Annotated in this window: 21 protein-coding genes; 10 read left to right on the top strand and 11 right to left on the bottom strand. The window is 68.6% G+C overall.

Features of this window, described 5'->3' with window-relative positions:
* Nucleotides 1-167: 167 nt before the first annotated feature.
* From H7J89_RS20225 to H7J89_RS20235, 3 genes are read left to right on the top strand one after another with little or no spacing between them, the layout of a single operon-like run.
* Nucleotides 168-1,343, top strand: a complete 1,176-nt coding sequence (locus H7J89_RS20225; RefSeq protein WP_264045916.1) for an NAD(P)/FAD-dependent oxidoreductase — start codon at nt 168-170, stop codon at nt 1,341-1,343.
* A complete protein-coding gene (locus H7J89_RS20230) occupies nt 1,340-2,251 on the top strand; it encodes an RNA polymerase sigma-70 factor (RefSeq protein ID WP_264045918.1) in 912 nt (303 codons plus the stop codon). Before H7J89_RS20225 ends, H7J89_RS20230 begins: the two co-directional genes overlap by 4 nt.
* Nucleotides 2,252-2,279: 28 nt before the next feature.
* On the top strand, nt 2,280-3,530 hold the full coding sequence (locus H7J89_RS20235) for an aminodeoxychorismate synthase component I (protein ID WP_264045920.1): 1,251 nt from the start codon (nt 2,280-2,282) through the stop codon (nt 3,528-3,530).
* Between the two features lie 3 nt (nt 3,531-3,533).
* On the opposite strand, the gene rsmI is transcribed toward H7J89_RS20235, so the two are convergent.
* Nucleotides 3,534-4,370: a 16S rRNA (cytidine(1402)-2'-O)-methyltransferase gene (gene rsmI, locus H7J89_RS20240; protein WP_264045921.1), complete on the bottom strand. Its 837-nt coding sequence runs from the start codon at nt 4,368-4,370 to the stop codon at nt 3,534-3,536.
* A 25-nt stretch (nt 4,371-4,395) separates the two neighbouring features.
* On the opposite strand from rsmI, the gene H7J89_RS20245 reads away from it, so the two are divergent.
* Nucleotides 4,396-5,976 carry a dolichyl-phosphate-mannose--protein mannosyltransferase gene (locus H7J89_RS20245; RefSeq protein WP_264045923.1) on the top strand — a complete coding sequence of 527 codons (1,581 nt, stop codon included), beginning with the start codon at nt 4,396-4,398 and terminating at the stop codon, nt 5,974-5,976.
* A gap of 24 nt (nt 5,977-6,000) precedes the next feature.
* Here the strand turns inward: H7J89_RS20245 and arcA are convergent, their stop codons facing one another.
* Nucleotides 6,001-7,212, bottom strand: a complete 1,212-nt coding sequence (gene arcA / locus H7J89_RS20250) for an arginine deiminase (protein ID WP_264045925.1) — start codon at nt 7,210-7,212, stop codon at nt 6,001-6,003.
* A gap of 70 nt (nt 7,213-7,282) precedes the next feature.
* Between arcA and H7J89_RS20255 the strand changes: the two genes are divergently transcribed.
* Nucleotides 7,283-7,888 (top strand): alpha-ketoglutarate-dependent dioxygenase AlkB, encoded by a 606-nt coding sequence (locus H7J89_RS20255; RefSeq protein WP_264046134.1) that lies wholly within the window; start codon nt 7,283-7,285, stop codon nt 7,886-7,888.
* 15 nt (nt 7,889-7,903) lie between these two features.
* Here H7J89_RS20255 and H7J89_RS20260 read toward each other — a convergent pair whose 3' ends face one another.
* Genes H7J89_RS20260 through pat form a run of 3 tightly spaced genes read right to left on the bottom strand, consistent with a single transcriptional unit; the run spans nt 7,904 to nt 10,324 of the window.
* Entirely contained in the window at nt 7,904-8,563 is a 660-nt protein-coding gene (locus H7J89_RS20260) for a DUF5642 family protein (RefSeq protein WP_276042385.1), read from the bottom strand.
* A gap of 19 nt (nt 8,564-8,582) precedes the next feature.
* On the bottom strand, nt 8,583-9,275 hold the full coding sequence (locus H7J89_RS20265; RefSeq protein WP_264045929.1) for a DUF5642 family protein: 693 nt from the start codon (nt 9,273-9,275) through the stop codon (nt 8,583-8,585).
* Between the two features lie 26 nt (nt 9,276-9,301).
* On the bottom strand, nt 9,302-10,324 hold the full coding sequence (gene pat, locus H7J89_RS20270) for an acetyltransferase Pat (protein ID WP_264045931.1): 1,023 nt from the start codon (nt 10,322-10,324) through the stop codon (nt 9,302-9,304).
* 175 nt (nt 10,325-10,499) lie between these two features.
* On the opposite strand from pat, the gene H7J89_RS20275 reads away from it, so the two are divergent.
* Nucleotides 10,500-11,273, top strand: coding sequence for a WecB/TagA/CpsF family glycosyltransferase (locus H7J89_RS20275; protein ID WP_264045933.1), 774 nt, complete (start codon nt 10,500-10,502; stop codon nt 11,271-11,273).
* On the opposite strand, the gene H7J89_RS20280 is transcribed toward H7J89_RS20275, so the two are convergent.
* Genes H7J89_RS20280 through H7J89_RS20290 form a run of 3 tightly spaced genes read right to left on the bottom strand, consistent with a single transcriptional unit; the run spans nt 11,260 to nt 13,450 of the window.
* Nucleotides 11,260-11,814, bottom strand: coding sequence for a D-glycero-alpha-D-manno-heptose-1,7-bisphosphate 7-phosphatase (locus tag H7J89_RS20280; protein WP_264045935.1), 555 nt, complete (start codon nt 11,812-11,814; stop codon nt 11,260-11,262). The two genes, H7J89_RS20275 and H7J89_RS20280, sit on opposite strands and share 14 nt — an antisense overlap.
* Nucleotides 11,815-11,828: 14 nt before the next feature.
* Nucleotides 11,829-12,446, bottom strand: a complete 618-nt coding sequence (locus H7J89_RS20285) for a D-sedoheptulose-7-phosphate isomerase (protein WP_264045937.1) — start codon at nt 12,444-12,446, stop codon at nt 11,829-11,831.
* Nucleotides 12,434-13,450, bottom strand: coding sequence for a GHMP family kinase ATP-binding protein (locus H7J89_RS20290; RefSeq protein WP_264046136.1), 1,017 nt, complete (start codon nt 13,448-13,450; stop codon nt 12,434-12,436). The genes H7J89_RS20285 and H7J89_RS20290 overlap by 13 nt, the downstream gene beginning before the upstream one ends.
* A gap of 217 nt (nt 13,451-13,667) precedes the next feature.
* On the opposite strand from H7J89_RS20290, the gene H7J89_RS20295 reads away from it, so the two are divergent.
* A complete protein-coding gene (locus H7J89_RS20295) occupies nt 13,668-14,408 on the top strand; it encodes a class I SAM-dependent methyltransferase (protein ID WP_264045939.1) in 741 nt (246 codons plus the stop codon).
* Nucleotides 14,409-14,413: 5 nt separating this feature from the next.
* Here H7J89_RS20295 and H7J89_RS20300 read toward each other — a convergent pair whose 3' ends face one another.
* The 3 genes from H7J89_RS20300 to H7J89_RS20310 all read right to left on the bottom strand — a co-directional run bounded on the left by H7J89_RS20300 (nt 14,414) and on the right by H7J89_RS20310 (nt 17,203).
* A complete protein-coding gene (locus H7J89_RS20300; protein WP_264045941.1) occupies nt 14,414-14,665 on the bottom strand; it encodes a hypothetical protein in 252 nt (83 codons plus the stop codon).
* A gap of 85 nt (nt 14,666-14,750) precedes the next feature.
* The gene (locus tag H7J89_RS20305) at nt 14,751-15,896 is read right to left on the bottom strand and encodes a M42 family metallopeptidase (protein WP_264045943.1); all 1,146 of its coding nucleotides are present in this window, start codon (nt 15,894-15,896) and stop codon (nt 14,751-14,753) included.
* A gap of 86 nt (nt 15,897-15,982) precedes the next feature.
* Complete coding sequence (locus H7J89_RS20310; protein ID WP_264045945.1) at nt 15,983-17,203, bottom strand: cytochrome P450; 1,221 nt, start codon at nt 17,201-17,203, stop codon at nt 15,983-15,985.
* A 189-nt stretch (nt 17,204-17,392) separates the two neighbouring features.
* Here H7J89_RS20310 and H7J89_RS20315 point away from each other — a divergent pair, with 189 nt between their 5' ends.
* The 3 genes from H7J89_RS20315 to H7J89_RS20325 all read left to right on the top strand — a co-directional run bounded on the left by H7J89_RS20315 (nt 17,393) and on the right by H7J89_RS20325 (nt 19,467).
* Nucleotides 17,393-17,941: a TetR/AcrR family transcriptional regulator gene (locus tag H7J89_RS20315; RefSeq protein ID WP_264045947.1), complete on the top strand. Its 549-nt coding sequence runs from the start codon at nt 17,393-17,395 to the stop codon at nt 17,939-17,941.
* 105 nt (nt 17,942-18,046) lie between these two features.
* Complete coding sequence (locus tag H7J89_RS20320) at nt 18,047-18,652, top strand: TetR/AcrR family transcriptional regulator (protein ID WP_264045949.1); 606 nt, start codon at nt 18,047-18,049, stop codon at nt 18,650-18,652.
* Nucleotides 18,649-19,467, top strand: coding sequence for a hypothetical protein (locus H7J89_RS20325; RefSeq protein WP_264045952.1), 819 nt, complete (start codon nt 18,649-18,651; stop codon nt 19,465-19,467). Before H7J89_RS20320 ends, H7J89_RS20325 begins: the two co-directional genes overlap by 4 nt.
* Nucleotides 19,468-19,546: the final 79 nt, after the last annotated feature.

Consider the following 19,546-nt stretch of genomic DNA (forward strand, 5'->3'; position numbering starts at 1 on the left):
GTAGCGCAGCCTAACACGCACGGCCCTTGCCGCCCCGGGTCCGGCGCAGTGCGGCCTCGCCCCGGAAGCGGCTCCCGTGAGACGCGTCACAATGTGGGCGGGCCTGTCACGCTCGGCCGGCCTGCGGTGTCTCGAGGGCATCAGGCCCGTGAGAACAGGAGACAGCAATGACTGCCGCCCAGAAAATTCATGTCGTCGTGGTCGGAGGCGGATACGCCGGAACACTGGCCGCGAACCATCTACGTCAACGCCCGGACATCGACATCACGCTGGTGAACTCCCGCCCCGTCTTCGTGGAGCGAATCCGCCTGCATCAATTGGTCGCCGACACCGGCGCCGCGACCGCCGACTATGCCACGTTGCTGGCCGAGGGTGTCCGATTGGTCGTCGACACCGTCGACCGCATCGACGCCACCGCGCGGCGGGTCCTGCTGTCCTCGGGCGCCGAGCTCGACTACCACTACCTGATCTACGCGGTCGGCAGCACCGGCGCGACACCGGTGGCGGTGCCCGGATTCGCGGAGTTCGCGTACGCGGTGGCCGACCTGGACAGCGCGCAGCGGTTGCGCTATGCGCTCGTCGACCTGCCGCTGGCCGCGCCCGTCACCGTCGTCGGCGGCGGCCTGACCGGCATCGAAACGGCCGCCGAGCTGGCCGAACAGGGCCGCCAAGTGACCCTGGTGTGCGGCGCCGCGCTCGGGCCGTCGCTGAGCAAGCGGGGCCGGCGCTCGGTCGCCAAGCGCCTGCGCGGCTTCGGCGTCAACGTGCTGGAGTCCGCGATGGTGACCGAGGTGCGCTGGGACGCGGTGGTGCTCGCCGACGGCGCCGTGCTGCCGAGCGCGGCGACCATCTGGACGGCCGGATTCGCCGTGCCGGACCTGGCCGCGCGCAGCGGGCTGAGCACTGACGCGGTGGGGCGGCTGCTCACCGACGAGACGCTGACCAGTGTGGACAATCCCTACGTCGTCGCGGCGGGGGACGCCGCCGCGCCGTCGGGACAGCCCCTGCGGATGAGTTGCCAGGCCGCCGGGCCGTTGGGTGCGCAAGCCGCCAACACCGTGCTCAGCCGCATCGCCGGAACCGCCCCGGCCCCGCTCAGCCAGGCGTTCGTCGGTCAGTGCATCAGCCTCGGCCGCACCTACGGCACGGTGCAGCTGTCGCGCACCGACGACACCCCGGTGAACATGGCGCTGGGTGGCCGGACGGGCGCGTCCATCAAAGAGGCCATCTGCAAGGGAACGCTATGGGCCATCCGGCGTGAGGCCGCCAAGCCCGGCTCCTATCTCTGGCTCAAGGGCGGCAAGAGGCCCGCGCAGGCACCGGCCGAGATCGCCCTGCGATGACGCGCCCACCGGCCGGCAGCGAGCACGCGGAAAGGTTCACCGTGCTGCGGCCGCTGTTGTTCACCATCGCCTACGAGATGCTCGGCTCGGCAACCGAAGCCGACGACGTGTTGCAGGACAGCTATCTGCGGTGGGCGGCGGTCGACCTGTCGACGGTGCGCGACACCAAGTCGTATCTGGCCCAGCTGGTGACCCGCCAGGCGCTCAACGCCCTGCGTGCCGACGCGCGTCGCCGCGAGGACTACGTGGGTCCGTGGCTGCCTGAGCCGCTGCTGCTCGACGAGCAGGATCCCGCCACCGATGTCGTTCTGGCGGAATCGATTTCGATGGCGATGCTGGTTCTGCTGGAGACGCTGAGCCCCGACGAGCGGGCGGTGTTCGTATTACGCGAGGTGTTCGGCTTCGACTACGGCGAGATCGCCGAGGCGGTGGGCAAGCCGGCGCCGACGGTTCGGCAGGTGGCGCACCGGGCGCGTGAGCACGTCCGGGCGCGGCGCAAGAGGTTCGACGCGACGGACCCGCAACGCAACGAGCAGATCACCACCCAGTTCCTCGCGACGGCCGCCAGCGGCGACGTGGAGACGCTGATGACGATGCTCGCGCCCGACGCCACCTGGACGGCGGACAGCGGCGGCAAGGTGTCCGCGGCGCGCCGGCCGGTGGTGGGCGCCGATCGGGTGGCCCGGGCCATCGTCGGCCTGATCCGCAAGGCGACGGAGCTCGCGGAGTTTCGCGTCGACATGGTGACGTGCAACAGCGCGCCGGCCGTGCTGCTCTATCTCGGCGATCACCTGGAAGGGGTGATCACGCTGGAAATCGCCGACGACAAGATCACCAACTTCTACGTGACGCGCAACCCGGACAAGCTGGTCGCGCTGGCGACCGCCCGTGACGTCAGCCGCGGCTAGGTGACCGCACTTCTGTCAAGCTAGGGCGGTGCGTATCGACCGGCTCGGCGACCTTGGCGCCGCACCCCGGGTGTTGCGCGCCGTGGGCGACGCCACGGCGCGCCTCGGCCTGCCGCCGCCGGCCGCGCTGACCGGCGACTGGTTCGGCGCGCTGGCGGTGATCGCCCCGAGCGTGTCGGCGCAGCCGGTCGATCCCGACGCGGCCTTCGCGGTCCCGCTCGACTCGCAAACGGTCGACTCGCAAGCGGTGGGCGGCGGCTGGATCGGCTACCTCTCCTATCCCGATCCCGGCGCCGAGGGCGGGCCGAACCGGATCCCCGAAGCCGCGGGCGGTTGGACCGACTGCGTCCTGCGCCGCGACCGGGACGGGCAGTGGTGGTACGAAAGCCTGTCCGGCGAGCCGATGCCGGAGTGGCTGGCCGCCGTGCTGGCGACGGCGCCGCCGGAGCGCGACTGCCGGATCGACTGGGGGCCCGCCGATCGGGCGGCTCACCGCGACGGGGTGCTGAACTGCCTGGAGGCCATCCGCGCCGGCGAGGTCTACCAGGCGTGCGTGTGCACGCACTTCACCGGTACGGTCTCGGGCGCCCCGCTGGACTTCTTCGCCGACGGCATCGCGCGCACCTCCCCGGCGCGCGCGGCGTACCTCGCCGGGCCGTGGGGCGCGGTCGCGTCGCTGTCGCCGGAGCTCTTCCTTCGGCGGCGCGGCACGCTCGTGACGTCCAGCCCGATCAAAGGCACCCTGCCCCTGGACGCCTGGCCGTCGGCGCTGCGGGCGTCGGCGAAAGAGGTGGCCGAAAACATCATGATCGTGGACCTGGTGCGCAACGACCTCGGCCGGGTGGCGCTCGTCGGCACCGTGACCGTGCCCGAGTTGTTGGTGGTCCGGCGCGCCCCCGGCGTGTGGCACCTGGTGTCCACCGTGTCGGCGCGGGTTCCCGTCGAACTGCCGACGTCGGCGCTGCTCGACGCGGCCTTCCCGCCGGCCTCGGTCACCGGGACACCCAAACACCGGGCCCGCCAACTGCTCTCGCAGTGGGAGCCGCATCGTCGCGGAATATATTGCGGAACAATCGGTTTGGCCTCCCCCGTGGCCGGATGCGAGCTGAACGTCGCCATCCGCACGGTCGAGTTCGACCCGGCGGGCGGCGCCGTGCTCGGTGTCGGCGGGGGAATCACCGCCGACTCCGATCCCGACGCCGAATGGGCCGAATGCCTGCACAAGGCCTCCCCCATCGTCGGGCAGCCGCGCATCGCCGCCGCGTTCTCGGCCGGCTGACCGTCACACGCGGCGCGACTGCAGGACCGCGTCGTAGAGCTGGCGCGAGCGCACGCCCGGATTCGCGTCGGCCACCTCACCGCAGGCGTCCTTGACGCGGGCGCCGTCGGCGACCAGCTCCTGCACCCGCGCGACCAGCGACGGCAGGTCGGCGCGTGGGGTGGCGCCGGCCAGCACGACGGTGATCTCGCCAAGCACCCCGTCGTCCGCCCACGCCGCCAGCTCGGCGAGCGATCCGCGCACCACCTCCTCGTGCACCTTGGTCAGTTCCCGGCAGATCGCCGCCCGACGGTCACCGCCGAGTTGGTCGACGGCGTCGCGCAGACACGCGGCCAACCGGCGCGGCGATTCGAAGAACACGCAGGTGCGCCGCTCGTCGGCCAGCGAGTCCAGCCAGGTCCGCCGCGCGCCCTTCTTGCGCGGGGCGAAACCCTCGAAACAGAACTTCTCCGCCGGCAGGCCGGACAGGGCCAGCGCGGTCATCACCGCCGACGGGCCCGGGAGACAGGTCAGCGGAAGGTCGGCCTCCACGCAGGCCGCGACGAGCCGGAAGCCGGGGTCGCTGATCAGCGGCATCCCGGCATCGCTGACCACCAGCACCGTCGCGCCCGCCTTGAGGGCGGCGATCAGCGAATCCACCCGGGCCGCCTCGACCCGGTCGAACAGGCTGATCACCCGGCCGGAAATGGCGACGTCCAGCGCTTTCGCCAGCGTCCGTACCCGGCGGGTGTCCTCGGCCGCCACCACGTCCGCGCGGGCGAGGGCGTCGATCAGGCGGGGCGAGGCGTCCGACGGCTGGCCCAACGGGGTCGCGCCCAGCAACAGGCGGCCAGTGGTCATGACGGACAGCCTACGATCGACACCGATGTCCGCCCCGCCCCGCGAAGCGTCGTTGAACGTAGAAGATGCCGGCCCGGAGCGTGTCGTGCCCGTGGTCAGCCCGGGCCCGATGGTTCCGGTGGCCGACTTCGGGCCCACCGATCAAATCCGCGGCTGGGTCGTCACGGGCGTGATCGCCGTCCTGGCGGCGATCACCCGATTCCTCAATCTGGGTTCGCCGACCGATGCCGGCACACCCGTCTTCGACGAGAAGCATTACGCGCCGCAGGCCTGGCAGGCGCTGCACAACCACGGGGTGGAGGACAACCCCGGGTTCGGCTTGGTGGTCCATCCGCCGGTCGGCAAGCAGCTGATCGCGATCGGCGAGGCGATCTTCGGGTATAACGGCGTCGGCTGGCGGTTCACCGGCGCCCTGCTCGGCGTCGTGCTGGTGGTTTTGGTGATGCGGACCGTCCGGCGGATCAGCCGCTCGACGCTGGTCGGCGCCATCGCCGGCGTGCTGGTGATCTGCGACGGCGTCAGCTTCGTCGCCGCGCGGACCGCGCTGCTCGACGGCATCCTCACCTTCTTCGTCGTCGCGGCGTTCGGCGCGCTGATCGTCGACCGGGATCAGGTGCGCCGGCGCATGCACGTCGCGCTGCTTGCCGGGCGCGCCGTCGAGACGGTGTGGGGCCCGCGGCTGGGGGTGCGCTGGTGGCGCTTCTCCGCGGGCGTCCTGCTCGGATTGGCTTGCGGGACAAAGTGGTCCGGGCTGTATTTCGTGGTGTTCTTCGGCGCGATGTCGTTGGCGTTCGACGTCGCGGCGCGGCGCCAGTACCAGGTGCCCAACCCGTGGCGGGGCGTCTTGCGGCGCGACCTGATCCCCACCGCTTACGCGCTCGCGCTCGTCCCGTTCGCGGTGTACCTGGCCAGTTACGCCCCGTGGTTCGCGTCCGAGACGGCGATCGATCGGCACGAGGTGGGCCAGTCGATCGGCCCCCACTCGGTGGTGCCGCTGCCCGACGCCATCCGCTCGCTATGGCACTACACCGTCAAGGCTTTCGATTTTCACAAGACCTTGACGAACGCCGCCGGGAACTACCACCCGTGGGAGTCCAAGCCGTGGAGCTGGCCGATGTCGTTGCGGCCGGTGCTGTACGCGATCGATCAGCAGAACGTCTCCGGGTGCGGCGCGCAGTCGTGCGTCAAGGCGGAGATGCTGGTGGGCACTCCGGCCATGTGGTGGCTGGCGGTGCCTGTCCTCGTATATGCGGCCTGGCGCGCCTTCGTCCGCCGCGACTGGCGTTACGCCGTTGTGCTGACCGGGTATTGCGCCGGGTGGCTGCCCTGGTTCGCCGACATCGACCGCCAGATGTACTTCTTCTACGCGGCGACGATGGCGCCGTTCCTGGTGATGGGGATCGCGCTGATTTGTGGGGACATCCTCTACCAGCCGGGCCGCGCCCGCGGGCTCAGCTCGGAACGACGCACGCTCGGCCTGATCGCCGTCTGCTGTTACGTCGCGTTGGTTGTCACCAACTTCGCCTGGCTCTTCCCGGTGCTCACCGGCCTGCCGATTTCGCAGCAGACCTGGGACATGGAGATCTGGCTGCCCAGCTGGCGGTAGGGACCCCTGACGGCGATCTCGACGTCAGAGCGGGTCGCGGGCGACCGGACAGGACATGCAGCGTGGGCCGCCGCGGCCGGTGCCCAACTCGGACCCCGCGATGGTCAGCACCTCGATGCCCGCGTCCTGCAGGCGGGCATTGGTCTGCGCGTTGCGCTCGTAGGCGACGACGACGCCGGGCGCCAACGCCAACGTGTTGTTGCCGTCGTCCCACTGCTCCCGTTCGGCGATGACGGGGTCCAACCCCGTGTCGATGACGCGCAGCTGGTCGATCTCCATCGCCTTGGCGGCGGCCTCCAGAAACGGCGCCTCGTCGCTGATGGCAACGCCGTCCGGCGTGCGCTCGATCGTGAACGCCGAGAGCGTGTCGACGACGTTGGCGTACATCACCACGGTGTCGGTGTCGACCATCGTGCACACCGTGTCCAAGTGCATCTGCGCCCGCCGCTGGGCGATCGGCACCGCCAGCACCTTGTGCGCGAGGTCGTCGTCAAAAAGGCTGCGGGCCAACGCTTCGGCGCCCGCCGGGGTGGTGCGCTCACCCACGCCGACCGCGACCACACCGGGGGCGAGCAGCAGCACGTCACCTCCCTCGACCGGGGCGGTGCGCGACTCGTAGGCGCGCCGCACCCCGGTGAACCGCGGGTGATGGGCGTAGATCAGATCGGTCAACGACGCCTCGCGCACCCGGGCGCGCAGCGCCAGCGTGGGGATGACCACCCGCGGGCCGATCCAAATCGACGAGTCACGGGTGAACACCAGGTTGGGCAGTGGCTCGATGACGAAGTCGGCCCCGTGGTGCATGCGCAGCACCAGCGACACGTCGGTGCGGATGTCCGACGGCAATTCGTTGAACGTCATGCCGGCCATCAGCACCTGGGCAAGCCTGCCCGCGTCCAGCCCGCGCAGGTACGCCGACAGAGATTGCGCCAGCGGCACTCCGAGCCGGCGCGCGTCAACCGCGGCCGCGACGCCCTGCATCCGCGCGGCCCCGCTGTGGGTCAGCGCCTCGGCCAGCAGGTCCGACAACAGCAGCACCTGCACGCCGCGGGAACGCAGCAACTCGGCGAACTGGTCGTGTTCGTCTTGCGCGCGGGCGACCCAGGGCAACCCGTCGAAGAGCAACTGGTCCATGTTGCGCGGATTGAGCCGACGCAGCTCGCCGCCGGGGCGGTGCAGGATGACGACCCGCAGCGTGCCCACCTCGGAATTGGTGCCCAGGTCAACCACACCCACAGTGAAAACGGTAGCCGCTCAACCCGCCGGTCCCCCTTTCATCGAACTGATGTGCGATAGACTTGGCGTCGTGGAGATGGCGGCACAAGGCTCCCTGTTCCAGCACACCGAGCGCAGAGAACTCGGCGACGGCGCCTTTATCGAGATCCGCGCGGGCTGGCTCACCGATGCCGACGACCTGCTCGAGGGCCTGCTGTCGGCCGTGCCCTGGCGGGAGGAACGCCGCCAGATGTATGACCGGGTGGTCGACGTGCCGCGGCTGGTGAGCTTTCACGATCTCACCGTCGACGAGCCGCCCCATCCGCTGCTGGCCCGGCTGCGGCGCCGGCTCAACGACATCTACGCGGGCGAGCTCGGTGAGCCGTTCACCACGGTCGGGTTGTGCTGCTACCGCGACGGCTCCGACAGCGTCGCCTGGCACGGCGACACCATCGGCCGCAGCAGCTCCGAGGACACCATGGTGGCGATCATCAGCCTGGGCGCCACCCGCACCTTCGCCATGCGCCGGCGCGCACGTCCTTCCAAAGGCCCGTCGTTGCGGCTGCCGCAGGCGCACGGGGATCTGCTGGTGATGGGCGGATCGTGTCAACGCACCTGGGAGCACGCCGTGCCCAAGACGTCGGCGCCGGTGGGCCCGCGCGTCAGCATCCAGTTCCGCCCGCGCGGCGTGCGCTAGCCGCGGCCCCATTCGCTAGCTGCGGACCGCCTTCACCGCGCTGACGAGCAGGTCGCGGGCGCGCTGCGTATCGACTGGGGCGACCGGCTGCCCGGGAATGACCAGCGGATTGGCGGTGACGATCACCTGGTAATCACCGAATTGAGCGGAGTAGTCGTAGAGCTCGCCCGTGCGGGCACCACCCGCGACCAGAGCCTGCAAAACGCGGTGCACCCCTAGGGTGTGGGCTCCGTCGATCTGCGGCGCGTCGACCACCTCGAGGCCGCCCCGCAGTTGCGGACCGGAAAACGCCACCTTGGCGCAGTCCTTACCGGGGTCGTTGAAGGGCAAGGCTTTTGAGGTTTCCACTGCGATGACCACGAACCGGTTGCCCTTGCCCTCGGCGGAGATCGCGGCCATGTTGCCCTGCAGGTCCGGCGGCATTTCCGGCCCCGCCGCCGCTTTCGCGCAATTGGCGGGATCGAACGTCAGCCCGTCGGGGAGCTTGCGGCCGGACAACACCTTGGGATCGATCCCCCGTTCGCCGATGTCGGTGACCTTGAAGTCGGGCCCGAAGCTCGACTTGACCTCGGAGACCTTCTTGATGTCTACCTTGGCCGAGGTGGCTCCCGATGAGCAGCCGGCGAGCACACCCACCACCGCGACTGTGAACGCCAGCTTGAACACCGTGGCCAATCTACCCAAGGCCGATGCGTCAGCTGCGCAACGTGGACACCGTTTTGACGAGCAGATCGGCGGCGAATTGCGGCGGCAGTGCGGCCACCACCGAACCCGGGTCCGTGGTCAATGTGGTGAACGCGTAGAAGTTGCCCAGGTAGGCGGTGAATGTGTATGTGCGCGAATCGATCTCGGTGCCCGACTCGACGGCCGACTTGACGTCGGCCACCATCCCGACGGTTTGGGCGCCATCGATTCGCGGCGCGTTGACCAGGTGCACGCTTGCCGTGGTGCGCCCGGCGGTCATGGTCCACTGGCCACACGCGGCGACGACCTCGCCGGGCAGGTCGACCGGCCCCGGCAAAGCCACCACCACCGCGTCGACGATGCCGCCGCTGCCCGAACCGGACACGCCCTGCGCCGACTGGTCGCGCCCGTTCCCGGGGTCGGCGAGGGTGCCGCACTGGGGCGGCCTCGCCTTGCTATCCGACGCGTCGGGCCCCAGGCTCCAGATCACTCCCGGGGAGGCTCCGCTGGGAATGCCGGTGGTCGCCTCGTAACCGGGCGGCAGGTCGCGAACCACCCGTTTGATGTTGGCGGGGTTGACAGCCGTCGGCGGCGGCGCCTTGGTGGGCGCCCGCGACGGTGTGGGCGCCGGAGCGTGAGCGCACGCCGCCACCAGCAACGCGATCGCGGGAGTTGTCACCGGGCCAAACCGGAACGGCCGCATGCCCGTTGATAGCACAACGAACGGGCTCAGCCGACCACCTCGATCATCTGGCGGGCGACGTGCTCGATCTTTGCGGCCACGTCACGCCGAAACCCGTGGTCGCGTCGCTCGGGCACGTCGACGACGGTGGTGATGACGCCGACGTCTTCGCGCTGCCAGACCGCTCCGTAGTGGTCCATGATTGTGCGCATCGGCAGATTGTCGGAAAGCATTCGTGCGGAGAACTTTTCGACCCCCGCGACCCGGGCCGCGATGGACAGCGCGTTGATCAGGAACGTGCCGATCCCACGTCCCTGGTAGGCGTCGGCGACGGTGAAGGCGACCTCGGCGACGCTGCGGTCACCTTCGTCGCGCACGAATCGCGCGTCGGCCACCGGGTCCTTCCCGTCGATCACCACCCAGACGAAGTGGTCGACGTAGTCGACCTCCGAGAGGTAGTGCATCAACGCCGGGGTGGGAAGGCGCGGCGTCATGAAGCGCCGGTACAGCGTCTCGCTGGAGAATTCGATGTGTCCGTGCACGGTCCGCTCGCTGTCACCGGGCAGAACCGGTCGCAGCATCAGATGCGAGCCGTCGCGGACCCGGATCGGGATCGGCGTGATGAACGCGGCGAGACGCTGGCGCACCGTGCGCAGCAGACGCTCCATGACCCCGGGTATGTGGACCATGCGGGCGAAGGCGTCGTTGTCGCCGATCCATCCGGTCAGCGGCCCGGCGGTGGTGACCGTCGCGGTCCGCGGGATGTGGCGAAGCAGCGCGATCTCACCGATGAGCATGCCCGGCAACGCGTGTTCGACGATGACCACGGCGTCGTCGCCGATGTGGGTGATCTCGACGATGCCCGACGAGATGAGCAAAAAGGAGACCGCTTCTTCGCCCTGCTGCATCAACACCTGGCCGGCCGTGGCGCGCAGCGGTTGCAGCGAGGCGGCCAACGGCACCAGATCGGAGGCGGGACATCCCTCGAAGATGTCCATCGTCGCCAGCTCGTCCGCTCGCGCCCCGGTCAAGGCCACTGCGGTAGCCCGCCGATCCCACCGTCGCGCCATGGGTCTGCGCATCGCGGTGACCGCTGTGCCATGACCTGCCCGCCTGCGTTGCCGTCGTCTACCGCGCCAGGCCCGACAATCCCGGCCGCGGTCGGATGTTGCCCAGGTTATGGGCTGGGTTCCGGCCGCGGCAAGGACGCTTCGCCACGGTGATGCCGCGGGGCATGATGTTCGGGTGAGCGCTGGCCCGGACAAGATCGAGGTCGGCGGTCTCTGGTTCGACGCCCTGACCGAAGAGCAGGTCGTCGATGTCGTGCGCGAAGCGTGGGCGGCCGGCCGCGGCGGCTCGATCATCCCGGTGAACGTCGATGTGGCCCGGGCGGCCGCACGCGGCCCCGAGCTGGCCGAACTGATAGCCCGGGCATCCCTCGTCGTCGCCGACGGGATGCCGCTGGTGTGGGCGGCGCGGGCCAAGGGCGACCGGCTGCCCGAGCGGGTCGCCGGCTCGTCGTTGATCTTTCCGCTGAGTGCCGCGGCGGCCGCCGACGGGAAGTCGGTGTACCTCCTGGGAGGCGCCGAAGGGGTGCCGGAGCGGGCGGCCGGGGCGCTCGTGGCGCGGTCCGCCGGCCTGCGCATCGCCGGCACCCTGTCGCCGCCGTTCGGCTTCGACGACACGGAGGACGGGGCGCGGCGGGCGGTCGCCGCCGTCGCGGCCGCCGCACCCGATCTGGTCTTCGTGGGTTTGGGCTTCCCCAGGCAAGAACGCCTCATCGAGCTGGTGCGCCAAGAGCTCCCCCACGCCTGGTGCCTCGCCTGCGGCGGCGGCATCGCGATGACCGCCGGGATCGTCCGCCGGGCCTCCCCCGTGCTGCAACGGCTCGGATTCGAGTGGGTGCACCGGCTGGCGCTCGAGCCGCGCCGCCTTGCCCGCCGGTACCTGCGGGACGATCTACCGTTCGCGCTGGCATTGGTCATTCGCTCTGCGGCCCAACGGTTTAGGCGAAACTAGATTCCTTGGCACTCAAGATGAGTCGCACGGCGGCGGCGAGGTCGTCGACCACAACGTCGGCGCCCGGCGCCCCTGTGTCTCCGGTGCGGAGCAGGATGGTCGCCGTGCCGGCCGCTCGGCCCGCCTGCACATCGCTCTCGCTGTCGCCGATCATCACCGCCTCGGCCAGGTCGAAACCATGCTCGTGTGCCGCGCGCACCAACATGCCCGCACCCGGCTTGCGACAGTCGCAGCTGGCCGCGGCGTGCGGACAGTGGTACGCGGCGTCCAGGCGGGCGCCTTCGGCCGCCAGGAGTTGTTCCAGGCGGTCCTGGACGGCGGCGAAACGCGCCGCGTCCTCGGCCGGCTCCGACAGCCACCGCTGATTGGTCACCAGGATGGTGCGCAGGCCGGCCGCGTTCAGGGCGGCCACCGAACGGGCGGCGCCCGGCAACAACACCAGCTCTTCGGGGGACCGGACGTACTCCCCGTCGGCGGCCTTGACGTTGATGGTCCCGTCGCGATCCAGGAAGACGGTGCTCACTTTCCGCAGATCGGGCATCAGTCGCGACGGTCTCAGCAGGGCCCGGGAAACAACGCCGCTTCGACCATCTCGCAGATCGAGTGGCCCAGGTGCAGGCAGGCCTCCTGGACCCGTCCGGTGTTGTCGCTCGGTACCCGGATGCAGAACTCGGCCACATCGGCCACCTTTCCCCCGCGCGCACCGGTGAGCGCCACCGTCGTCATCCCGGCACCGGCGGCCGCCTCGAGCGCGCGGACGACATTCGGTGAGTTGCCCGACGTGGTGAGGCCGACCACGACATCCCCCGCGCGGCCGGCGGCGAGCACCTGGCGGGCGAACACCTCGTCATAGGAGTAGTCGTTGCCGATCGCCGTCATCGCCGCGGTGGCATCCGGCAGACTGAACGCGGCGAGACCCGGGCGGTCAAAAGCGAAGCGCCCCATCAACTCTGCGGCCAGATGACCCGCGTCCTGGGCGGACCCGCCGTTGCCGAAGAAGATCACCTTTCCTCCGGCTCGCAACGACTCGATCATCAGCCTTGCGATCTCGACGGTCTGCTCGGCGATGGCGCCCGACAGCATCTGCTGCTTGACCGCGATGGTGTCGGCCAGCCGCTCCTGGACCAGCTCGACGCTTGGCGTGACGACATCCGAGCGGCTCATGCCTGCCATGTGGTCAATCCCTTGCTCTCGAAAGCGAATTCGGTGATGGTGGCCCCGGCCGACTCGAGGCTTTCGATCAGGCGGTGCTTCTTCGCGAAGTCGCAGAACAGCAGGATGTAACCGCCGCCGCCAGCCCCGGTGATCTTGCCGCCGAGGGCGCCGTTGCGCAGGGCCAGGTCGTAGAGCTCATCGATGCGCTCATTGGTGATGTACGGGGACATGCGCTTCTTCTGGGTCCAGGCCTCGCCCAGCAGGGCGCCGAAATCGTTCAGCTTGTTCGTCAGCAGGGCGGCCTTCATGGCAACGGCCAGCTCCTTCTGTGCCCGCAGCCCGGCCAGGGTGTCGTCGGCGCCGGTGGTGGCGCGCCGCGTCTGGTCCTCGATCACCCGGGCGGAGTCCCGCGTGATGCCCGTAAAACACAGCAACAGGCTCAGTTCGAGCTCGAAGGCGGTCTCCTCGCGGATGCGCAGCGGGTTGACGATCACCCGGTCGGTGAACTCGATGAAGTTGAATCCCCCGAACGTCGCCGCGTACAGGTCCTGCATGCCACCCGTGATGCCCAGGTCCTCACGCTCGATGGCACAGGCCAGCTGCGCGGTCTCGTATTCGCCCATCGGCACGCCGTAGTGCTCGGCGAGCAGACCGGTCAGCGCGACCATCATCGTCGACGACGAGCCCAAACCCGATCCCGGCGGAGCGCTCGAACGCAGCACGAGGTCGTAGCCCTCCGTGCCATCCTTGCCGAACCTGCGCACCGCGGCCTTGATCAGATCCAGGCTGCCGTCGTAGAGGATCTCGCTGTCGAGCGTCATCTCGTGGGTGGTCTTGAAGTCCACCGACTCGATCGTGACCCGCCGATCGGTGCGCGGGGACAGCGATCCCTGCGCGTACCGGTCGATGGTCGCGGAGAGGACACAGCCGCCTTCGGTGGTCGGGAACGGCGGTACGTCCGTGCCGCCCCCCGCGAATGAAATCCGCAGCGGCGCACGTGCGCGGATCCGGGGCCGGGGCAGATGATTCACTGTCGACGTAATCCGCTCAGCCGGCCGACGCGCGTCCCGCGATCATCAGCGAAAGGTGCGCCACGTCCTTACCCCATCCGTTGCCTGCGCGAGGCCCCAATGCATCGCCTCTCACGAAGAGCCCTAGCGTAACAGCCGGATCGGCAGAAAAATCGGGATTCACCTGCGGATTATGCCAACCCGTTCATGCCTTCACGAAAGCGATGAAATGAGCCAGGATGCAGTCGAATTGACCCGTGGTCTGCTCACCGAGGCCGCGGTACCGCGGCACGGTTTCCTCGACGTATTGGGCGAATCGACGAGTTCCCCGGCCCCGACGTTCGCGCAGCGCGCCATGAACAGCCCCCTCGTCGCGACGGTCTACGAGCGGCTGTGGCGCCCGGCCGCGTTCTATGCGGCCAGCGGCGTCACCACCGCCGCCGAGCAGCGGCGCGCGGCTACGGCGTTGCGGCTGTCCACCGCGGAACGATTGCTCGATGTCGCCTGCGGCCCAGGCAATTTCACCGGATCGCTGGCGGAACAGCTACCGGACGGCGGCCTCGCCGTCGGTTTCGACATCTCCGAGCCGATGCTGAGGCGCGCCGTCCTGGACAACAGCACCCCGCGCACCTGCTATGTCCGCGGAGATGCCCGTGCGTTGCCGTTCTTAGACGAGACATTCGACGCGGTCTGCTGCTTCGGGGCCCTGTACCTGATGCCCGAGCCGTTCCGCGTGGCTCGCGAAATGGTGCGGGTGCTCAAGCCCGGGGGCCGCATCGCGGTCCTCACCAGCTACGTCCCGGACCTGCCGCCGGTCCGGCATGCGATGACCGCCGGCGCCCGCGTCATCGGGCTCACCATGTTCGACCGGCACGCCTTCGTCGACCTGTTCTCCACCGCCGGGCTGGTCGATGTCGAGCAACAGACCCAGCGGGCGCTGCAGTTCGTCGCCGCCGCAAAGCCGGGCTGACGGGACTAGGAGGCCACCTTGCACACGCCGAGGACCCGGACGACGGGCGTACCCGCCGCGCATTCCAGCACCCAGGGGTCGCCACCGTCGATGGCCTCCGACGTCAGGGTGAACATCACCGGCTGCCCGCTGCGCTGCGTCATCTGCGTGCATTCGACCCGGAACAGGCGATAATCACCACCCTGATCGATGGCGAGCGAGAACCCTGGCCGCACGGACTCAACCGGCACCTTCTGCAGGTAGTAGTCAACGTTCATCCGTCGACCGTAGGACCGGTATTCCGGCGCGCCGGGGGCCGCCACGCGCCTCTTAAGCAATGTTCAGGCAAATTTTGGGACCGTATTAATCTTCGCCGCGCGCATGCGCACCGGGCTGCAGGACGAACTCGGCGATGACGGCCGCCATCTCGTCGATCGCGCGGCGGGATATGACTTCGTAACCGTGCGTGCTCAGCGTGGGCACGCACAGCAGGCCCGCGCGCGGTGTCAGGCCGTTGGCCTTCGAGTGCGACGCGTCGGATTCGAACGCGCCAAGCGCGGCGGCCTGGGGCGACAGACCCAGCTCGGTGGCGATGCTCATCAGCCGGTCGGCGACGTCTTTGTCGTAGACGCACAGCGCGTCGCTGTAGCCGACGATCGGGCCGCCGGTGACGGTGGTGCCGTACTCCTGTTCGGTGGGGCCCACCTCCAGCGCGAGGGTGAGGGTGCCGGGCAGCGACCCGCTGGCGTAGGTGCCGCCCACGCCGCCGATCTCCTCGTTGGTGGTGAACACGAGGTAGACGTCGTCGACGGGCCGCCGGCCGCGTTCGCGCAGCTGCGCGGCCGTGCGCAGCAGGGCTGTCACGGCGGCCCGGTCGTCGAGGAAGTAGCAGCCCAGGTAGTCGCCGAACTCGACCAGCGTCCTCTTGCTGCGATCGACGCACACCCGGGTGCCCGGGCGGACGCCGGCGACCTCGAGCTCGTCGGTGCTCAGGCCGGTGAATACGTAGACGTGATCCCAGTCCAGGGCCTTGTCGCCCTGGTCGGGCTTGGTCTGCCAGATCCGCTGGCTCTCCTGCGTGGTGTGCTCGGAACCGAGCGTGAGCACCGCGGTCAGCGTCTCGTGCTGGCCGAGCACGGCGACCGGCCCGAGACCGAAATTGCCGGGGTACATCGTGCCCAGCTGGGTCAGGTGCAGCGTGCCGTCCGACTCCACCCGCTTGACCAGCATGGACAGTTCGTCCATGTGCGCCATGATCCGCGTCGCCACACCGGGTTCGGCCGCCGAGGACACCCGGTGCCGGTGCGCGCGCCCAACGCCGTCGGCGGGAGGGTCGGCGGCGACGTACCCGATCAGATTGCCGGCGTCGTCGGTCCACATGTCGTCGACGACGGGTCGCAGCTCGCGGGCACACACGGCGCGTACGTCGGCCTCCTGGCCGCACGGCCCGTAGGCCCACAGAAGTTCTTGCAGCAGGCCGTCGGTGGCGTTGTCCTCGCGCGTCGCCATCCGGTCCTTTCGGGTTCGCGGCTCGTCCGAAAGGATCAGTACCCGCGCTAAGTGGTGCGCAACCCCGCGCCCGCTCGGCGCGCCGGTTACGCGTACGCGAGTTCCAGTCGTTCGAGGCGGCGCACCAGCAGACTGGGGAGCCACCTCCCGACGGCGGCGGCCGTGACGTTCGAGGTCCGCTCGAGGAGGTGGCCCAGCACAATGGTCGCCTCCAGCCGGGCGAGTGCGGCTCCGACGCAGAAGTGGATTCCCTTCCCAAAGCTGATGTGGCCCTTCCCCGCAGGCCGGTCGAGCCGAAACTCTGCTGGGTTGTCGAAGTGCGCGGGGTCCCTGTTGGCCGCTCCCCACAACAGAATCAGCCGCGAACCCGCCGGCAGCTCGGCGCCACACAGTTCGGTGTCGTTGACGAAATGCCGGTAGTGACCCCGGAAGGGCGGTTCGTACCGCAGCACCTCCTCCAGGAACGGCCCGAGGACGTCCGGCCGATCGCGCAGCTGCCGCTGGATATCCGGCCGCGTCGCCAAAATCCATGCGGCAGAACCGATCAGGGAAGCCGTGGACTCACCGCCCGCACTGAACAGGGTGATCATCATGGCGAGTGCGGCCAAGTCGTCCAAATCGCCGGAGGCGCAGGCCACAGCGAGATCACCCAGCAGATTGTCTTGCCGGTTGCCGGCCGCGTCCTGGAACCGTTCGGTGATGTAGCCGCCGAGTTCCATCACGGCGATGCCCGCGGCGTCCAGCTGATCTTGAGTGACCAGCCCTTCGACCACTTGGGTTGCGGAGTAGCCCCACTGGATGAGCTTGTCGACGTCGGCGTCGGGAACCCCAATGATCCTGCCGACGATCATCATCGGGAGCCGGTTCGCCATGGCGCTCATCCATTCGATGCGTCCGTCTCGCGCCCGGGCATCCCAGATCCGGGCTGCGGTCTCGGCGATGAATGGTTCGAAGGCGCGGATGCGCTTCGCCGCGAGTTGTGGCAGCAACGCCTTCCGATGCACGGAGTGGACCGGCTCGTCAGCGGTGGCCAACGCTTGGGTGGGTCCGCCGAGTTCGCCCATCGGCAAAGCTGCGACGGCTCCTCCAGGCTGATACATCATGGTCGCGGTCAGGTTCGAGGAGAAATCGGCGCAGCGTGTGACCGCCTCGCTCACACCAGCCCAACTACTCACCGCGTAGAAGCCCGAATCTCCGATGCGATGGACATGCCCGGCCTGATGCATCCGCTCGTAGAGCGGATACGGGTTCTGGATGAACTCGTCGTCGAATAGCGCCAGGCCAAGATCACCGTCTCTCGATGTCATTCCTCAACGCTGAGCGGCGAAGACCTGCGGAGTCAACCGAAGTCAACGAAGTTGCAATCCCCGACACCCGCCGACTGACCGCGTCGTCTCACCAGCGTGACATGAACTGCGGAGACAGAGGAACACACGCCCAAATTCGTCTCAATTCTGAGAAGATATGCGTCCAACGACTCAAGGGGGTGTAGGCACGTGGTCCGAGACGACTGGGTCGTGGGTGGCGATCGCCGGACCGCGGCGGCTGAACGTATCTACGCCGCGGCGACCGACCTCGTGCTCCACGAGGGACTCGATGCTTTCGACATCGACACCCTGGCGACGCGGGTCCACTGCTCGAGAGCCACCATCTACCGCTACGCGGGCGGCAAGACCCAGATACGAGACGCGGTGCTGATCCGCCTGTCAGCGGGGATCGTCGACACCGTTCGCCGTGCCGTCGAGGGGCGCAGTGGCCCCGAACGCGTCGTCACCGCTGTCACCGTCGCGCTCGAAGAGATCAGGTCAAATCCACTGCGGCGACTGATGATTAGCCCCGGTATCTCCCCTGACTGGGGCGAGTTGCATTCCTCGGCGGTGCTCAGTCATCTTGCCGCCGAACTCACGGGGATCACTGACGACCCGGAGGCAGCACAGTGGATCGTGCGTGTGGTCCTCTCCCTGACCTACTGGCCACTCGCGAGCAGCCGCGTCGAACGAAAAGTACTGCAGCGGTTTTTTGCTCCCGGCTTTACCGAAGGGTGAATCAGCCGGCCGCCAATGGCAGTCGTCCAGGATCTTCGATCGCCCCGGCCGATTCGTTGACGGCCGTCATTGACGGGCGTCAGCGACTTGTCGTATCGTGCAGCGATGGAGTCGCAGGCCCCTACCGAAGCCGCAACATCGGCGCGGGGCGTCCGGGAGGCTCGACGGCTCGAAACCCGGGCACGCTTGTTCGACGCCGCGCTGGCCGAGATTGCGCAGCGCGGACTGGCCGCTGCCGACGTGAGCGCCATCGCCGCCGCGGCGGGCGTGGTGCGGGGGACGTTCTATTTCCACTTCCCGACGAAGGAGCACGTTCTCGCCGAGTTGGAGCGCAGCGAGGAGACGCGGATCATCAGCGAACTTGGCGCCGCCAACGGCGACCTGTCGTCGATCCTCTCGCAACTCGTCACCCACGTCCTCGATGCCGAAAAGCGTTTGGGTGCAGCGGTTTTCCGCGACATGCTCGGCCTACATTTCTCGTCGTCCCGGCCGGCCGAAGACGAGTTCGCGCAACACCCGCTCGCACGGTTTTTGGTGGGCGTCATCAGCCGGGCGCAATCCGCGGGGCAAGTCTCGGCCGAGGTGGACGCAGTGGAACTCGGGACGTTCTTTCTCACCGGACTCTTCGCCCTGCTGGCCACCGGGACACACGATCCTGCGCAGTTAAGCCGTTACGTGACAACGATTGTCAAAGGAATGGAGAAACGATGAACGGCATCGAAGGATACCGGGACTTTCTGGCCCGCCGTGACGGCGAAGCCGACCTGCTCAACAGGCGGTTGGCGAATCGCGAGCAGTTCTTCAACGAACTCGAGGCCAATCCCGTCCGGTCAGCCCATCCCGCCGACCGAGACACCTTCCTTCGCAACCTGCGCCGCCGGCGACCGGAAGCCGGGCTGGATCCGAAGATGCTGTTTCTGCTGGCAACGGCCAAACTGAACCAGGCTGAGAGGTTCGGCGTCGGACTCGGCGAAACCTACGGGCGCAACAGCGATCAGAACCTGCCGCCCGAGAACGTCTACCTCGAACTCGAAGAGCACTACCACACGCGGCTGCTCGCATACGCGCTCGACATCTTCGATCTGACCTTTCAAGTCGTTCCCCCGCCATTCGTGATGCGCCAGTTCGTGAAGACCGGCGTGTTCCTACCCGAACGGCTGAGCTTTGCCTTCGTCGGAGCCGCTGAGATGGCGGGCTGCATCATGTTCGACGAGCTACGCCGCGCCGGCATCAAGCTATTCGCGGACGAACCGGAAGTCGCCGAGCGAATAGAACTGCTGTACAGCGAGATCCTGACGGACGAGATCGGACACGTCGGCTACTGCGCGTCGCGTTGCACCGCCGGGGAGCGGGCGATCATGCGGCGCCTGTATCCACTCATTGGACGAATGTTCGCCCGCCAGACCGCCGAGATCAGCCTCCTGATCGACCCGAAGGCGTTGCACGCCCGACTCGACCGCCCCTTCGACGTCGACGAACTGACCGCCGACCTGGACAACGAAACGTATCTCGTCGCCCACCCGTGACGGGTTGAGTCGTTGAACACGGGATCCCAATTCGGGGAGTAACGTCATCAGCCTGTCCGGGGAACGAATGGCGAACTTT

This window comes from Mycobacterium paraffinicum (assembly GCF_025822865.1).
GTDB classification, from domain to species: domain Bacteria; phylum Actinomycetota; class Actinomycetes; order Mycobacteriales; family Mycobacteriaceae; genus Mycobacterium; species Mycobacterium paraffinicum.

What these genes read in the sequence shown, in the direction of transcription:
- H7J89_RS20225 (WP_264045916.1), top strand. Translation starts at nt 168, where the DNA reads ATGACTGCCGCCCAGAAAATTCATGTCGTCGTGGTCGGAGGCGGATAC.
- H7J89_RS20230 (WP_264045918.1), top strand. Translation starts at nt 1,340, where the DNA reads ATGACGCGCCCACCGGCCGGCAGCGAGCACGCGGAAAGGTTCACCGTG.
- rsmI (WP_264045921.1), bottom strand. Translation starts at nt 4,370, where the DNA reads ATGACCACTGGCCGCCTGTTGCTGGGCGCGACCCCGTTGGGCCAGCCG.
- H7J89_RS20245 (WP_264045923.1), top strand. Translation starts at nt 4,396, where the DNA reads ATGTCCGCCCCGCCCCGCGAAGCGTCGTTGAACGTAGAAGATGCCGGC.
- H7J89_RS20265 (WP_264045929.1), bottom strand. Translation starts at nt 9,275, where the DNA reads ATGCGGCCGTTCCGGTTTGGCCCGGTGACAACTCCCGCGATCGCGTTG.
- pat (WP_264045931.1), bottom strand. Translation starts at nt 10,324, where the DNA reads ATGGCGCGACGGTGGGATCGGCGGGCTACCGCAGTGGCCTTGACCGGG.
- H7J89_RS20280 (WP_264045935.1), bottom strand. Translation starts at nt 11,814, where the DNA reads ATGCCCGATCTGCGGAAAGTGAGCACCGTCTTCCTGGATCGCGACGGG.
- H7J89_RS20285 (WP_264045937.1), bottom strand. Translation starts at nt 12,446, where the DNA reads ATGGCAGGCATGAGCCGCTCGGATGTCGTCACGCCAAGCGTCGAGCTG.
- H7J89_RS20295 (WP_264045939.1), top strand. Translation starts at nt 13,668, where the DNA reads ATGAGCCAGGATGCAGTCGAATTGACCCGTGGTCTGCTCACCGAGGCC.
- H7J89_RS20300 (WP_264045941.1), bottom strand. Translation starts at nt 14,665, where the DNA reads ATGAACGTTGACTACTACCTGCAGAAGGTGCCGGTTGAGTCCGTGCGG.
- H7J89_RS20305 (WP_264045943.1), bottom strand. Translation starts at nt 15,896, where the DNA reads ATGGCGACGCGCGAGGACAACGCCACCGACGGCCTGCTGCAAGAACTT.
- H7J89_RS20310 (WP_264045945.1), bottom strand. Translation starts at nt 17,203, where the DNA reads ATGACATCGAGAGACGGTGATCTTGGCCTGGCGCTATTCGACGACGAG.
- H7J89_RS20320 (WP_264045949.1), top strand. Translation starts at nt 18,047, where the DNA reads ATGGAGTCGCAGGCCCCTACCGAAGCCGCAACATCGGCGCGGGGCGTC.
- H7J89_RS20325 (WP_264045952.1), top strand. Translation starts at nt 18,649, where the DNA reads ATGAACGGCATCGAAGGATACCGGGACTTTCTGGCCCGCCGTGACGGC.